The sequence below is a fragment of the Corynebacterium pollutisoli genome (assembly GCF_900177745.1).
In the GTDB taxonomy this organism is placed as follows: Bacteria; Actinomycetota; Actinomycetes; order Mycobacteriales; family Mycobacteriaceae; genus Corynebacterium; species Corynebacterium pollutisoli.
Window position 1 is genome coordinate 19,421 of the sequence record NZ_FXAR01000004.1, and the last position, 13,120, is coordinate 32,540.

The window sequence follows — 13,120 nt, forward strand, 5'->3', positions numbered from 1 at the left end:
GAGGGTGGGGGTTTCGCCCCCGGCCTCTGACCACGTCCCGCAACGCTACGAGGTACATCATGTCCTTCATGTCCCGGAGCGCGATCATCGCTCCCCAGGAGTTCAACCGCTGGCTCATCCCGCCGGCGGCCCTGGCGATCCATCTGTCGATCGGCCAGGTCTACGCATTCAGTGTCTTCAAACTTCCGCTCATGGATTTCTTCGAGGTCCGTGAGGTCGCCGTCGGCTGGATCTTCTCGCTGGCGATCGGCATGCTCGGTCTGTCCTCCGCCGTCGCCGGCACCTGGGTCGAGCGGGTCGGACCGCGCGTGTCCATGGCCGTGGCCGGCGCGTTCTGGGTGGTGGGCTTCTTTGTCGCCACCATGGGCATCTACTCGGGGCAGTTGTGGTTGGTGTACGTCGGCTACGGCCTCATCGGCGGTATCGGCCTGGGTATCGGTTACATCTCGCCGGTGTCGACCCTGATGAAGTGGTTCCCGGACCGCCCGGGCCTGGCGACCGGCCTGGCCATCATGGGCTTCGGTGGCGGTGCCCTCATCGCCAGCCCCGCGTCGAACTCGCTCATGGCCTTCTTCGGTGGCGGTAACTCCACGGAGCAGCTGGCCGCCGGCCTGCCGCAGACGTTCCTCACCCTGGCCGTCCTCTACTTCATCGTCATCGCGCTGGGCGCCTACGCGATCCGCCTGCCGCACCCGGACTGGCGTCCGAAGGGCTACCAGAAGTCCACGGCGCAGGAGAAGCCGATGCAGACGAAGGGCAGCGTCTCCGCGAACACGGCGATCCGCACCCCGCAGTTCTGGCTTCTGTGGATCGTGCTGTTCACCAACGTCACCGCCGGTATCGGCATCCTCGAGAACGCCGCCCCGATGATCGGCGACTACTTCCCGCACATCGCCGCCGGTGCCGCGGCCGGTTTCGTCGGCCTGCTGTCCCTGACCAACATGGGTGGCCGCTTCGTGTGGTCTTCGGTGTCCGACTGGATCGGCCGCCGCAACATCTACATGGTCTACCTGGGCGTCGGCCTGCTCATGTACCTGCTCATCGCCACCCTCGGTGCCTCGTCCATGGCGATCTTCGTCATCGCGGCGCTCATCATCCTGTCGTTCTACGGCGGCGGCTTCGCCACCATCCCCGCCTACCTGCGTGACCTCTTCGGCGTCTACCAGGTCGGCGCCATCCACGGACGTCTGCTCACCGCGTGGTCGGCCGCCGGCATCGCGGGTCCGCTCATCGTCAACATGGTCGTCGAGAACCAGGCCGCGCGCGGCCTCGAGGGCCAGGATCTCTACCAGCTCAGCCTCTACATCATGGCCGGTGTTCTGGCGGTGGGCTTCATCGCCAACTTCCTCGTCCGTCCGGTGTCGAAGAAGCACTTCGTCGAGCCGGAGCTCGTCGAGGCGAAGCTCGAGGCTGACCGCCAGGCCGTCCTCGACGCCGAGGCGGAGGCCAAGGAGGCCGGCCGCACGGGCGGCAACGCCGGTGGCGTGCACACGGCCGTGTCGATGGTGCTCGCGCTGTTCATCGGCGCCAGCCTCGCCTTCGGTCTCCTCCAGACCGCGGTCAAGGCGGCCGGCCTGTTCATGTAGGGAAGGTCCGTCGGTTTTCGACCTGGAGCGATCCGAGAGCCGCGGCAGGACGTACCTCGAAGCCACCTCGCCGACATCGGGGAGGGGGCTTCGAGGGACGTTTTACCGCTCCGTCGGGGTCTCCTAGGCGGCCCTCCGGATGGCGTCGAGGAACTCCAGGTAGCGGGCGCGCACCGCGAGCAGTGGTTCGACGACCTTGGCCTGGGAGATGGAGGACACCTCGCGCCGGAGGGCGCGCCGCGTCCGGTGTTTCACGCTCGAGCCGATGGCCAGGCCGAACACCCCGGTGAACATGCCGAGCACGATGCCCAGCAACAGTCCACCGACGATGAGCAGGGTGGGGATGGGCCAGCCCTCGATCTCCGGGATGATGGTGTCCATGAACGGGTGGAGCACGCCGGGCAGGAACGCGGCGAGCAGGTACCAGCCGATGCCCACGAGCGCGGCGACGAGCGCCAGCCACTGGATGATCGTGAACAGCCCCCACGCCTTCGACGGCTGGGCGGGCAGCGTCGTGCGGGCGGCGGCGCGGTCGAGGTCCTCGGGGAGCGTCTCGACGATCGCCTCCGTCTGGTCCACCACCGACGACGCCCAGCGGTCCGGCAGTCCCGCGGACACCGCCTGGGCGTATCCGCGCACACCCCGGTTGGCCACGGCCTTGCCGGCGGCGTCGAGCTGCGGGATGGAGGAGCGGTGCACGCCGAGGTCGTCGGCCTCCTCGCGCAGGCCGAGGCGCTTGAGCGGGTCGGCACGCAGGCGCAGCAGCCACGAGGTGAGCAACCAACCGGTCTTCTGTCCCAGACGCTTGCGGTAGGCGGCGGCGGTGATCGCGGCGAGGCGGTCGGCGCCGGCGGCCTCGGCGAGGTGGTCGTCGAGACGCCGCTTGTCCATGGCGGTGACCTCGATGAGCTTCTGCTTCGCGACGAACGGGGCCGTCACCGTTTGCAGGTCCGCCTCGATGCGGGCCTGCTGGGCGGAGTGCGCGGAGGCGACCTTCGCGATCGCGGAACGCAGGTCCTCGACACCGGCCCCGGTGCGGGCGGAGGTGCGGATGACCTTGACCTTCCTGAGGCCGTCGTCGACAAGCAGCTGTTCCAGGGAGGCGGAGACGCGCTGGGCGTCGTCGGCGGCGAGACGGTCGGACTTGTTGAGCACCGCGAGGGTGACCGAGCTGTGCGAGGCATGCGGCCGGATGAAGTGGTCGTGGATGATCGAGTCCGCGTACTTCTCGGGATCCGTCACCCACACGAGCACGTCGACCTGGCCGGCCAGGCGGGTCGCGATGGCCCGGTGCTCCGGCTCCACGGAGTCGAAGTCGGGGAGGTCGAGGAGGATGACAGGGCCCGCGCCGGGGGCGAACTCGCCGGGGCGGTTGCGGCGGTCCTCGACCTGGAGCCAGTCGAGGAGCTCCTCGGAACCCTGCGGGTCCCACACGGCGGCCAGGGGCGAGGACGTCGTGGGGCGGCGGGCGGCGGTCTGGCCCAGGTCCTCACCGACGACGGCGTTGAACAGGGAGGTCTTGCCGGAGCCGGTGGCACCGAAGAAGCCGATGACAGTGTGCTCGCCGGACAGGGCGCGGCGTTCGGAGGCGGCGTCGGCGACGCGGACCAGGTTGGCGTGCTCGGCGGGGGAGATGAGCCCCTCGCCCAGGTCGGCGGCCTCGCGCAGGGCCTTGAGACGTTCAGTGATGGTGCGCTTCTTCCGGAACATCAGACCTCACCTCCCGTCTGGGTGCGCACGTCACGCTCGGCGGTCTCGGCGGCGACGACGAGGGCGGTGGCGCTCGTGCCGGCGGTGAGCTCGTCGGTGATGTCCCAGTAGCGGGCCCGCTCGGCGTCGAGGAGCTCGGTGGTGCGCTCGTCGAGGTCCTCGCGGGCGCGGGTGGCCATCCGGCGGACGGCCTCCTCACCGAAGATCGTCTCCAGCAGCTTCTGGCCGACGACCGCGGAACCACCCGCGATGGCGATCTCGCCGCCGGTCAACCCGGCGGTGGAGGCGAAGACCACGAGCATGAGGGCGACCGTGGCGACGTTGAGGCCGAGCGACATGATGCGGGCCTTCATCCGCTTGTCACCGGCGGTGGACTGGATCGTCTCGACGAGGCTGGCCTGCCAGTCGCGGACCAGCTGCGCGGCCTTCTCGTCGATGCCGGGGCTGGCGTGGGCCAGGGCCGGGTGGGCGGCGGCGCGCAGCTCGGGGGCGACGGAACCGAGGTGCGACCAGCTGCGGGTGGCGGCGGTCTCGGCGGCGTCGACGATGACGGCGTGGAGGCCGGCCTCGATCTCCGTCTCGACCTCGCGCACGGGGGCGGGGCGGCCGGAGAAGAAGCTGCCGATCGCGTCGAGTGCGGCGGAGTACCAGCGCTCGATGGTGCGGAACGCGTCGGAGGTGCCCACGAAGTCCTGCCAGCGCTGCAGCACCTCCTGGCGCAGGAGGTTGCCGTCGGAGGTGGCGTCGATGACGTGGCGGCGCGCCGAGTCGTAGGTCTCGTCGAGGGCGTCGCCGAGCAGACCGGCGAACTCCTCCTGGCGCTGCTTCGTCGCGGCCAGCGCCTCGACGCGGCCGTTGACGCTGCCCAGCGCGCCGAGCACCGTCTTCGCGGCCATGGTGCGGCGGGCGGCGGCGTCCGCGGCGAGGTGGTCGAGGTGCTGACGGAGCGTATCGACGAGCGCCCCCGGCAGCAGGCCCTCCACCTGGCCGGCGTCGGGCACGGTGAACATAGTGGCGTCACCCAGCCCGGCCTCGGCCATCATGCGGCGCAGGTCATCGGGCACGGTGGCCAGGGCGTCGTCGTCGACGCGGTTGAGAACGACGATGACCTCGATGTCCCGGCCCGCGGCGTCGTGGAGGAAGTTCCACACCAGCTGGTCCGCGTAGCGCGACGGGGTGGTGACGAACACCCACAGGTCGGCCGCCGCCAGCAGCTGGGAGGCCAGCGCCCGGTTGCGGTCGTCGATGGAGTCGAAGTCGGGGGCGTCGAGAAGCGCGAGCCCGGGGCTGATCGACTCGGTGCTCACCAGCCGCAGGGACGTCGCCGCCGGGTTCGCGCCGGGTTCCCCCTGCTCGCGGGCCAGCCCGGGCAGGACGTGCGTCGAGTGGAACCATGCGGCGTCGTTCGGGTGGCTGACCAGCACCGGCTGGCGGGTCGTCGGGCGGATGACACCGGAGGTGGACACCTGGCGGCCGACGATCGCGTTGACCAGCGTCGACTTGCCGGAGCCGGTGGAACCGCCGACGACGGCCAGCAGGGGGGCGTCGATGTTGGCCAGGCGCGGGAGGATGTAGTCGTCGATCTGGGCGACGATCGCCCGCGCCTCCGTGGCCGCGTCGGGGTCCGTGGAGAACTCGGTGGCGGCGACGGCGTCGCGCAACGCCACCACGGAGTCGAGAGTTGTCTCAGTCACAGGTTCCATTCTGTCAGACTGCGCTCAGGAAAGGAGCGGGCCGGGAATTTGGATTCCGACCTGGCCGTATGGTTGAATATCCGGGTTGACCGAGCTGGTCGGTGACGCGTGCATTTTCCGGGCGCGACACCGAGACCCTTCGACGCCCGCGTGGTGTTCGTCGATAAGCACGGAAGACAGTAAGACACAGACCAGGTGCGTACAGGCCGGAAATCTGACGCACATCAATCCAGGTCAAGGAGACCCATCGTGATCCAGCAGGAATCGCGTCTCAAGGTCGCCGACAACACCGGTGCACGTGAAATTCTGTGCATCCGCGTGCTCGGCGGTTCCGGTCGACGCTTTGCTGGCATTGGTGACGTTATCGTCGCCACTGTCAAGGAGGCCGCCCCGGGCGGCAACGTGAAGGCCGGCGAAGTCGTCAAGGCCGTCATCGTCCGCGCCAAGAAGGAGACCCGTCGCACCGACGGCTCCTACATCCGCTTTGATGAGAACGCTGCCGTCATCATCAAGCCCGACAACGAGCCCCGTGGTACCCGTATCTTCGGCCCTGTCGCCCGCGAGCTGCGCGACAAGAAGTTCATGAAGATCGTGTCCCTGGCTCCGGAGGTGATCTAGTTGAAGATCCACAAGGGCGATATGGTCCTCGTCATCTCTGGCCCCGATAAGGGCGCCAAGGGCAAGGTCATCCAGGCTTTCCCGAAGACCGACAAGGTCCTCGTCGAGGGCGTCAACCGCATCAAGAAGCACGTCGCCAACTCCGCTCAGGAGCGTGGCGCACAGTCCGGCGGCATCGTGACCCAGGAGGCACCGATCCACGTCTCCAACGTGATGGTCCTCGATTCCGACGGCAACCCGACCCGCGTCGGCTACCGCTTCGACGAGAACGGCAAGAAGGTCCGTGTCTCGCGTCGTAACGGGAAGGACATCTAGGCATGAGCGAGAACTACACCCCCCGTCTGAAGACCCGCTACCGCGAGGAGATCCGCACCAAGCTCGGTGAGGAGTTCTCCTACGAGAACGTCATGCAGATCCCGGGCGTCGAGAAGGTCGTCGTCAACATGGGCGTCGGTGAGGCTGCCCGCGACTCCAAGCTGATCAACGGTGCCCTCGAGGACCTGACCCTCATCACCGGTCAGAAGCCGCAGCTGCGTCGCGCCAAGACCTCCATCGCGAACTTCAAGCTGCGTGAGGGCATGCCGATCGGCGCCCGCGTCACCCTGCGTGGCGACCGCATGTGGGAGTTCCTCGACCGTCTGCTGACCGTCGCTCTCCCGCGTATCCGCGACTTCCGCGGCCTGTCCGACCAGCAGTTCGACGGCCACGGCAACTACACCTTCGGTCTCACCGAGCAGACCATGTTCTACGAGATCGACGTCGACAAGGTCGACCGTCCGCGTGGTATGGACATCACCGTCGTCACCACCGCGACCAACAACGACGAGGGTCGTGCTCTGCTCCGCGAGCTCGGCTTCCCGTTCAAGAAGTAACCTTTCGCTTCTCGACGCCCCCTTCCCGTCCGCGGGAAGGGGGCGTTCGTCGATTCAGGGTTCAACGACGAGGTCGGCGAACTCCGGATTCTTCGCGACGAAGGACGTCACAGCCGGGCACGTGATCAAGGCGTTGAGCCCGCGGTCGCGGATGTCGCTGAGGGCGTGGCGGGCCAGTTCGCCGGCCAGACCCTGCCCGGCGTGGGACTCGGCGATCTCCGTGTGCTCGAGGTCGACGGCGCCGGTGAAGGGGATGTAGCTGAGGTACCCGGCCTCCTCCCCGTCGACGGTGAGGATGTAGCGGTTGCGGCCGGTGTCGTTGCGGATGTCGTGGCTCATGCCCCCGAGGCTAGTTCACCGGAGTAGAGGTTGAAGCGCTGCCCGCGGGTGAAGCCGGTGAGCGCCATGCCGGATTCCCGGGCCAGGTCGACAGCGAGGGAACTGGCGGCGGAGACCGCGACCATGGCGCCGAAACCCGCCGTGACCGCCTTCTGCACCAGTTCGAAGGAGGCGCGGGAACTGACGACGAGGATGAGGTCGTCGGCGGGGAGGCGGGCGTCGAGAAGCAGGTGCCCGATGACCTTGTCGGCGGCGTTGTGGCGACCGATGTCCTCGCGGACGACGATCATCTCCCCGTCGCGGGTGAACGCGCCGGCGGCGTGGATGCCCCCGGTGCGGCGGAACTGCTTCTGCTCCCCGCGCAGGCGGTCCGGCAGGGAGAGGACGAGCGCCGGGTCGAGGGGGAAGGTGCGCAGCGGGCGGTCAGCGCGGCGCATGATCTGGTCGATGGAGCTCGTCCCGCACACCCCGCAGGCCGACGACGTCGGGGTGAGGCGCAGCAGCTCCGGGCCGGGCGGGGAGACACCGGGGGAGAGGTCGACGTCGAGGACGTTGTACGTGTTCATCCCGTCCGGGCCCGTCGCGCCGGCGCAGTAGCGGGCGGTGGTGACGTCCGCGGCGGAGGAGATGATGCCCTCGCCGTAGAGGAAACCGTGGAGGAGCTCGATGTCGTGGCCCGGGGTGCGCATCGTCGTCGTCAGCGTCGGGCCGCCGACGCGGATCTCCAGGGGTTCCTCGACGGTGACGGTGTCGGCGCGGGTGTCGGTGTGGACGTCACCCGCGTCGTCGACGGTGACGCGGGTGACGGCGAAGTCACGGCTCAACCGTCCCATCACCGCTCCCCCTCGAGCAGTTCGCTCAGCCGCTCGATCCGGGCGCGGACCTCGGCGGGGGTGTCACCGCCCGCGCGGCCTGCGGACAGTCCGACGAGGAAGGCGGTCACCGGGGCAGCCGGGCGGGAGGGCCCGTGGGCGACGTCGCGCGTGAGGTCGAGGATGTCCCCGATAAGCTCGCGGACGATCCCGGGATCCACTCCCAGTTCGGTGGCGGCGGTGCGCAGCCACACGTGGGCGGAGGCGAGGGCATCGTGGTTAGGCGTCGTCATGGTTCATCAGTGTGCCGGGGGTCGGGTGTCCGCGTCCAGCCAGGCCGAGGCGGCGACGACGATCGCCGCGAGGCGGGTGTCCAGAGTCGGCTGCAGGTCGGGGGGCGAAGGCCGGATGGTGGTTGGCCGGGGCCGCCTCCTGATCCGCGAATCCGCCCAGCCCCCAGTAGCAGTAGGGGACCCCGAGGGCGTCGGGGATGACGGAGAAGTCCTCGGACGCGGACACCGGCTCCATGTCCGTCGCCCGCTCCCCGAACCACCGGTCGAAGGCCGCGCGCACCCGCGCCGTTGCCGCCGCGTCGTTGGAGGTCAGCGGGTAGGCGTCGTACCACTCGAACTCCGGTTCGCGCGGGCTCGCCGACGCCGCGCACTCCGCCCGCACGATCCGCTCGATCGCGCTCCGCAGATGCTTCTCGACGCCCCCGTCGTACGCCCGGATGTTGAGCAGCAGCTCCGCCCGGTCGGCGATGACGTTCGACTTCGTCCCCGCGTGCAGTGCCCCCACCGTGACCACGGCCGTCTCCCGCGGGCCGATCTCGCGCGCCACGATGGTCTGCAGACGCATCACGATTGCCGCCGCCAGCACCACCGGGTCCACGGACTTCTCCGGCATCGACCCGTGCGAGCCGCGACCGTGCACCGTCACCCGCAGCGAGGCCCCGGCGGAGAGCACCGGCCCGGCCGCCGTGCCGACGTGCCCGCCCGGCACCGTCGCCAGGACGTGCTGGCCGAGGTAGACGTCCGGTCGGGGCATCATCCCTGCGAGACCGTCGGCGAGCATCTGCCGCGCCCCCGACGCCGTCTCCTCCGCCGGCTGGAAGACGGCGACGAAGGTACCCGACTAACGGTCGCGGTGTCGGTGCAGGTACCGCGCCGCGCCGAGCAGCGAGGAGATGTGGACGTCGTGCCCGCACGCGTGTGACACCGGCCCCTTGCCGCGTACTCCTTCCCCGAGGCCTCCGTGACGGGCAGGGCGTCGATGTCGGCGCGGACCGCGACGACCGGCCCGTCACCGCCCCCGACCACGGCCAGCACCCCGGTGGCGCCGACTCGGCGGGCGGCGATGCCGGCGTCGAGAAGCTCGGTGAGGATGCGTTGCGACGTCGCGTGTTCCTGCCCCGAGAGCTCCGGGTTCCGGTGGAACCAACGGTGGAGTTCCTCCCGGTCGGCCCGGGTGGCGGCGAGATCGGCGGTCAGAGGTGCGAGAAGCATGAAACCAGTGTAACGAGGGATTTGGTTTCCGGGCGGGGAGACGGTAGCCTTGACCGCTGGACTTGTGCTCCCGTTCAGGATGAGCGCGAGACCACCCAAGAACTGAACATCCCAACTTTGTTGCAGGCCCCCCGCCAACCTGTGGCGACCGGGTGAAAAGCGGCAGCGAGCGCCCCAGGCTACTGAGCCTGCGGGAGCGTCAAGTGGCCCGACGGAACACCCGGTACACGTCCTTCGGTGGGTGTGGAACCGCAACGAGAAAGGTAAACGGTCACAACACATGACCATGACTGACCCCATCGCCGACATGCTGTCGCGCGTGCGCAACGCAAACCACGCGCACCACGACACCGTGTCGATGCCGTCCTCGAAGATCAAGGCGAACATCGCCGAGATCCTCAAGCAGGAGGGCTACATCGCCAACTACACCGTCGAGGACGCCAAGGTCGGCAAGACCCTGAACCTCGAGCTGAAGTACGGCCCGTCCCGCGAGCGCTCCATCGCTGGTGTCCGCCGCGTCTCCAAGCCGGGTCTGCGCGTGTACGCCAAGTCCACCAACCTGCCGCAGGTCCTCGGCGGCCTGGGCGTGGCCATCATCTCCACGTCCCAGGGTCTGCTGACCGACCGCCAGGCTACCGAGAAGGGCGTGGGCGGAGAAGTTCTCGCCTACGTCTGGTAACAGGGAGGATTTGAAACATGTCGCGTATCGGTAAGAACCCGATCACCATCCCGTCCGGCGTCACCACCTCGGTGAACGGCCAGAACGTCGAGGTCAAGGGCCCGAAGGGCACCCTGTCCTTCGAGGTTCCGTCCCCGATCACCGTCGCCGTGGAGGACAACCAGATCGTTGTCTCCCGCCCGGACGACAACCGCCAGAACCGCGCACTCCACGGTCTGTCCCGCTCCCTCGTCAACAACCTCGTTGTCGGCGTGACCGAGGGCTACACCATCAAGATGGAGATCTTCGGCGTCGGTTACCGTGTCCAGGCCAAGGGCAAGAACCTCGAGTTCTCCCTGGGCTACTCCCACCCGATCCTGATCGAGGCTCCGGAGGGCGTCACCTTCGCTGTTGACGGCACCACCAAGTTCTCCATCTCGGGTATTGACAAGCAGCAGGTCGGGCAGATCGCCGCCAACATCCGTCGTCTGCGGAAGGACGATCCCTACAAGGGTAAGGGCATCCGCTACGAGGGTGAGCAGGTCCGCCGCAAGGTCGGAAAGACGGGTAAGTAAGCAATGAGCACTGAGAACACCAAGCGCACCCCGGTCGGCAAGGACATCTCCACCCGCCGCCGTCAGGCCCGCGCACGTCGCCACTTCCGTATCCGCAAGACCCTGCGTGGCACCCCCGAGGCGCCGCGTCTGGTCGTGCACCGCACCTCCCGCCACCTGCACGTCCAGGTCATCGACGACCTGGCCGGCCACACCCTGGTCGCCGCATCCTCCATGGAGCCGGAGATCCGCTCCGCCGAGGGTGACAAGAAGGCCAAGGGCGCCAAGGTCGGTGCTCTCATCGCAGAGCGCGCCAAGGCTGCAGGCATCGAGCAGGTCGTCTTCGACCGTGCGGGCTACAAGTACCACGGCCGCATCGCCGCTCTCGCCGATGCCGCTCGTGAAGGTGGTCTGAAGTTCTAATGACCATCGCCATCAAGAACATCAACGGAAGGAATGCGTAATGCCGGGACGTGAACGGCGTGACGGCGGACGCTCCGCCGACAACACCAACGAGCGCAACGAGCGCCAGGGCCGCGGCGGCAACCGCCGCGACCGCGACGATCGTCGCAACCAGCAGCAGGACGAGCGCGACAAGTACATCGAGCGCGTCGTCACCATCAACCGTGTCTCCAAGGTCGTCAAGGGTGGTCGTCGCTTCAGCTTCACCGCTCTCGTGATCGTCGGCGACGGCCAGGGCATGGTCGGCGTCGGCTACGGCAAGGCCAAGGAAGTTCCCGCCGCCATCCAGAAGGGTGCCGAAGAGGCTCGCAAGAACTTCTTCCGCGTCCCGATGGTCGGTGGCACCATCACCCACCCGGTCCAGGGTGAGGCCGCAGCGGGCATCGTCATGCTCCGCCCGGCTGCCCCGGGTACCGGTGTCATCGCCGGTGGCGCCGCCCGCCCGGTGCTCGAGTGCGCCGGCGTGCAGGACATCCTGTCGAAGTCCCTCGGCTCCGACAACGCCATCAACGTCGTCCACGCCACCGTGGACGGCCTGAAGCAGCTCGTCCGCCCCGAGGAGGTCGCCGCACGTCGCGGTAAGACCCTCGAGGAGGTCGCCCCGGCCCGTATGCTGCGTGCACGCGCAGGTCAGGAGGCTTAAGAGCATGGCACTGAAGATCACCCTCAACAAGGGTTTCATCGGTGAGAAGCCGAAGACCCGTGCCAATCTGCAGGCCCTCGGCCTGCGGAAGATCCGCCAGTCCGTGATCAAGCAGGACAACGACGCCACCCGTGGTCAGATCCACGTCGTGCGTCACCTGGTCACGGTCGAAGAAGTGGCAGGAGAGTAACCATGAGCGACATCATCAAGCTCCACGATCTGCGCCCGGCTCCGGGCAGCAACAAGCCCAAGCACCGCGTCGGTCGCGGTGAGGGTGGCAAGGGCGGCAAGACTGCCGGCCGCGGCACCAAGGGCACCAAGGCCCGTAACAAGGTTTCTGCAGCGTTCGAGGGTGGCCAGATGCCGCTCCAGATGCGTCTGCCGAAGCTCAAGGGCTTCAAGAACCCCAACAAGGTCACCTTCCAGGTCGTCAACGTCGCCGACCTCGAGAAGGCTTTCCCGAACGGTGGCGACGTCACCGTGGCCGACATCGTTGCAGCGGGCCTCGTGCGCCCGAAGCAGCCGGTGAAGGTCCTGGGTAACGGCGACCTCGGCGTCAAGCTGAACGTCACCGCGACCAAGTTCTCCAAGTCCGCCGTCGAGAAGATCGAGGCAGCCGGAGGCTCCGTCACCGAGGCTTAAGGCTCGCTGACAACGAAGACCACCGTCCCCCGTGGGGGCGGTGGTTTTTCATGCTTATCGACGCCCGCGTGAGGTAGATGGCCGGTACACAGCGCGGTTTCCAGGGCGGAAAAGCGGGGGAGTGTACCGGCTTTCTACCCGGGGGTCCTGTCATGAGGACGCCGGCGGGGTCTCCGAGAATCCGAAGATGAAGAAACAGGCCATGAGGATGAGCATCGGGGATGCGACCGTCACGCAGGCGATGATGCCGAGAATCCACCGCTGCTGGGCGAGCGCCACCAGGCGCGCTGACCCCATTCATGGGGGACGCTCAGGATGACGTAGGCGAGGACCCACAGTAGCGCGACGAGGGTCCAGGCGAGGGGGCCGAAGGAGGGGCGTCGACAAGCATCGAGGCGCATGGCCCCTGTCTGCCACGTGACGGGGAAAGCAAAGAAGGGGGGCAGCTGCGCAGCTGGGCGAAACACTCCCTCGACGCCGAGATCATGGAGATCTTCCCCACCGGCAATACGGAGATGGAGCGGGTGCGCACCACCGGAGACCGCTACGAACGGGGCGGCGCCACCTACCTCTTCGCCGGGGACGGACTCGAACGCATCCATCTCGTGGACACCGAGATCGTCTTCGACCCGCCCCTCGACATCGGGCGGGCGGGGGAGGGGCGGGTGACCATGACCTCCCACCCCGACCGCGGGCACGTCGCCGGCGCGTGGGAGATTATCCGCGACGGCGAGGTCGGCCGCCTCAGGCTGCTCATCGACGACGTCGAGGTTCCGCGTCAACGCGGGGTGCTCTACCGCCTCATCGTCAACAACCGGTCGGTCTTTGCCTCCTGGACGCAGAACTACTCCTTCACCGCGACCTACGATCCCGCGACCGGGGAACAACGGGCGCAGTGGCGTAACGGGGACCCGCAGGGGTGAGGGGCGTCGATAAGCGACTAACGGCACCGTGACTGAGCCGTTACACGGGGTCGCTGGTAGGCTGATCGAGTCAATCGTGTCAATTTCCTTGTCCCCCACGGT

17 protein-coding genes and 1 pseudogene are annotated in these 13,120 nt (G+C 68.1%); 11 read left to right on the forward strand and 7 right to left on the reverse strand.

Annotated elements, in window-relative coordinates:
* The first annotated feature begins 68 nt into the window (after positions 1–68).
* Positions 69–1,586 (forward strand): OFA family MFS transporter, encoded by a 1,518-nt coding sequence (locus B9Y70_RS06310; RefSeq protein ID WP_240309156.1) that lies wholly within the window; start codon positions 69–71, stop codon positions 1,584–1,586.
* A 123-nt stretch (positions 1,587–1,709) separates the two neighbouring features.
* On the opposite strand, the gene B9Y70_RS06315 is transcribed toward B9Y70_RS06310, so the two are convergent.
* The gene (locus B9Y70_RS06315) at positions 1,710–3,296 is read right to left on the reverse strand and encodes a GTPase family protein (protein WP_085549424.1); all 1,587 of its coding nucleotides are present in this window, start codon (positions 3,294–3,296) and stop codon (positions 1,710–1,712) included.
* The gene (locus B9Y70_RS06320) at positions 3,296–4,999 is read right to left on the reverse strand and encodes a dynamin family protein (protein ID WP_205410418.1); all 1,704 of its coding nucleotides are present in this window, start codon (positions 4,997–4,999) and stop codon (positions 3,296–3,298) included. Before B9Y70_RS06320 ends, B9Y70_RS06315 begins: the two co-directional genes overlap by 1 nt.
* 240 nt (positions 5,000–5,239) lie before the next feature.
* Here B9Y70_RS06320 and rplN point away from each other — a divergent pair, with 240 nt between their 5' ends.
* The 3 genes from rplN to rplE are packed head-to-tail and all read left to right on the forward strand — an operon-like array spanning position 5,240 to position 6,480.
* Complete coding sequence (gene rplN / locus B9Y70_RS06325; RefSeq protein ID WP_085549426.1) at positions 5,240–5,608, forward strand: 50S ribosomal protein L14; 369 nt, start codon at positions 5,240–5,242, stop codon at positions 5,606–5,608.
* Positions 5,609–5,923 carry a 50S ribosomal protein L24 gene (gene rplX, locus B9Y70_RS06330; protein ID WP_085549427.1) on the forward strand — a complete coding sequence of 105 codons (315 nt, stop codon included), beginning with the start codon at positions 5,609–5,611 and terminating at the stop codon, positions 5,921–5,923.
* A 2-nt stretch (positions 5,924–5,925) separates the two neighbouring features.
* Positions 5,926–6,480, forward strand: coding sequence for a 50S ribosomal protein L5 (gene rplE, locus B9Y70_RS06335; protein ID WP_085549428.1), 555 nt, complete (start codon positions 5,926–5,928; stop codon positions 6,478–6,480).
* 54 nt (positions 6,481–6,534) lie between these two features.
* Here the strand turns inward: rplE and B9Y70_RS06340 are convergent, their stop codons facing one another.
* From B9Y70_RS06340 to B9Y70_RS06355, 4 genes and pseudogenes are all read right to left on the reverse strand, one after another.
* Positions 6,535–6,819 carry a GNAT family N-acetyltransferase gene (locus B9Y70_RS06340; RefSeq protein WP_085549429.1) on the reverse strand — a complete coding sequence of 95 codons (285 nt, stop codon included), beginning with the start codon at positions 6,817–6,819 and terminating at the stop codon, positions 6,535–6,537.
* Entirely contained in the window at positions 6,816–7,655 is an 840-nt protein-coding gene (gene fdhD / locus B9Y70_RS06345; RefSeq protein ID WP_085549430.1) for a formate dehydrogenase accessory sulfurtransferase FdhD, read from the reverse strand. The genes B9Y70_RS06340 and fdhD overlap by 4 nt, the downstream gene beginning before the upstream one ends.
* Positions 7,652–7,924 carry a DUF6457 domain-containing protein gene (locus B9Y70_RS06350; protein ID WP_085549431.1) on the reverse strand — a complete coding sequence of 91 codons (273 nt, stop codon included), beginning with the start codon at positions 7,922–7,924 and terminating at the stop codon, positions 7,652–7,654. The genes fdhD and B9Y70_RS06350 overlap by 4 nt, the downstream gene beginning before the upstream one ends.
* A gap of 6 nt (positions 7,925–7,930) precedes the next feature.
* Positions 7,931–9,136 (reverse strand): annotated as a pseudogene (locus tag B9Y70_RS06355) (amidohydrolase).
* A gap of 280 nt (positions 9,137–9,416) precedes the next feature.
* Here B9Y70_RS06355 and rpsH point away from each other — a divergent pair.
* From rpsH to rplO, 6 genes are read left to right on the forward strand one after another with little or no spacing between them, the layout of a single operon-like run.
* Positions 9,417–9,815 (forward strand): 30S ribosomal protein S8, encoded by a 399-nt coding sequence (gene rpsH / locus B9Y70_RS06360; RefSeq protein ID WP_085549432.1) that lies wholly within the window; start codon positions 9,417–9,419, stop codon positions 9,813–9,815.
* A gap of 17 nt (positions 9,816–9,832) precedes the next feature.
* Positions 9,833–10,369, forward strand: a complete 537-nt coding sequence (rplF, locus tag B9Y70_RS06365) for a 50S ribosomal protein L6 (RefSeq protein WP_085549433.1) — start codon at positions 9,833–9,835, stop codon at positions 10,367–10,369.
* Positions 10,370–10,372: 3 nt separating this feature from the next.
* On the forward strand, positions 10,373–10,771 hold the full coding sequence (gene rplR, locus B9Y70_RS06370; protein WP_085549434.1) for a 50S ribosomal protein L18: 399 nt from the start codon (positions 10,373–10,375) through the stop codon (positions 10,769–10,771).
* Between the two features lie 40 nt (positions 10,772–10,811).
* On the forward strand, positions 10,812–11,453 hold the full coding sequence (gene rpsE / locus B9Y70_RS06375) for a 30S ribosomal protein S5 (RefSeq protein WP_085549435.1): 642 nt from the start codon (positions 10,812–10,814) through the stop codon (positions 11,451–11,453).
* A gap of 4 nt (positions 11,454–11,457) precedes the next feature.
* The gene (gene rpmD, locus B9Y70_RS06380) at positions 11,458–11,643 is read left to right on the forward strand and encodes a 50S ribosomal protein L30 (protein WP_085549436.1); all 186 of its coding nucleotides are present in this window, start codon (positions 11,458–11,460) and stop codon (positions 11,641–11,643) included.
* Positions 11,644–11,645: 2 nt separating this feature from the next.
* Positions 11,646–12,095, forward strand: coding sequence for a 50S ribosomal protein L15 (gene rplO, locus B9Y70_RS06385; RefSeq protein ID WP_085549437.1), 450 nt, complete (start codon positions 11,646–11,648; stop codon positions 12,093–12,095).
* Positions 12,096–12,245: 150 nt separating this feature from the next.
* Here rplO and B9Y70_RS12765 read toward each other — a convergent pair whose 3' ends face one another.
* On the reverse strand, positions 12,246–12,392 hold the full coding sequence (locus B9Y70_RS12765) for a hypothetical protein (RefSeq protein WP_159449789.1): 147 nt from the start codon (positions 12,390–12,392) through the stop codon (positions 12,246–12,248).
* 188 nt (positions 12,393–12,580) lie between these two features.
* Between B9Y70_RS12765 and B9Y70_RS06390 the strand changes: the two genes are divergently transcribed.
* Positions 12,581–13,018 carry a hypothetical protein gene (locus B9Y70_RS06390; RefSeq protein WP_143337553.1) on the forward strand — a complete coding sequence of 146 codons (438 nt, stop codon included), beginning with the start codon at positions 12,581–12,583 and terminating at the stop codon, positions 13,016–13,018.
* Positions 13,019–13,120: the final 102 nt, after the last annotated feature.

Excerpts from the sequence above, each read along its gene's own strand:
- B9Y70_RS06320 (WP_205410418.1), bottom strand. The coding sequence starts at position 4,999 with ATGGAACCTGTGACTGAGACAACTCTCGACTCCGTGGTGGCGTTGCGC.
- B9Y70_RS06315 (WP_085549424.1), bottom strand. The coding sequence starts at position 3,296 with ATGTTCCGGAAGAAGCGCACCATCACTGAACGTCTCAAGGCCCTGCGC.
- rplR (WP_085549434.1), top strand. The coding sequence starts at position 10,373 with ATGAGCACTGAGAACACCAAGCGCACCCCGGTCGGCAAGGACATCTCC.
- B9Y70_RS06310 (WP_240309156.1), top strand. The coding sequence starts at position 69 with ATGTCCCGGAGCGCGATCATCGCTCCCCAGGAGTTCAACCGCTGGCTC.
- B9Y70_RS06350 (WP_085549431.1), bottom strand. The coding sequence starts at position 7,924 with ATGACGACGCCTAACCACGATGCCCTCGCCTCCGCCCACGTGTGGCTG.
- B9Y70_RS12765 (WP_159449789.1), bottom strand. The coding sequence starts at position 12,392 with ATGGGGTCAGCGCGCCTGGTGGCGCTCGCCCAGCAGCGGTGGATTCTC.
- rplF (WP_085549433.1), top strand. The coding sequence starts at position 9,833 with ATGTCGCGTATCGGTAAGAACCCGATCACCATCCCGTCCGGCGTCACC.
- B9Y70_RS06390 (WP_143337553.1), top strand. The coding sequence starts at position 12,581 with ATGGAGATCTTCCCCACCGGCAATACGGAGATGGAGCGGGTGCGCACC.
- rplO (WP_085549437.1), top strand. The coding sequence starts at position 11,646 with ATGAGCGACATCATCAAGCTCCACGATCTGCGCCCGGCTCCGGGCAGC.
- rpmD (WP_085549436.1), top strand. The coding sequence starts at position 11,458 with ATGGCACTGAAGATCACCCTCAACAAGGGTTTCATCGGTGAGAAGCCG.
- rpsE (WP_085549435.1), top strand. The coding sequence starts at position 10,812 with ATGCCGGGACGTGAACGGCGTGACGGCGGACGCTCCGCCGACAACACC.
- rplE (WP_085549428.1), top strand. The coding sequence starts at position 5,926 with ATGAGCGAGAACTACACCCCCCGTCTGAAGACCCGCTACCGCGAGGAG.
- B9Y70_RS06340 (WP_085549429.1), bottom strand. The coding sequence starts at position 6,819 with ATGAGCCACGACATCCGCAACGACACCGGCCGCAACCGCTACATCCTC.
- rpsH (WP_085549432.1), top strand. The coding sequence starts at position 9,417 with ATGACCATGACTGACCCCATCGCCGACATGCTGTCGCGCGTGCGCAAC.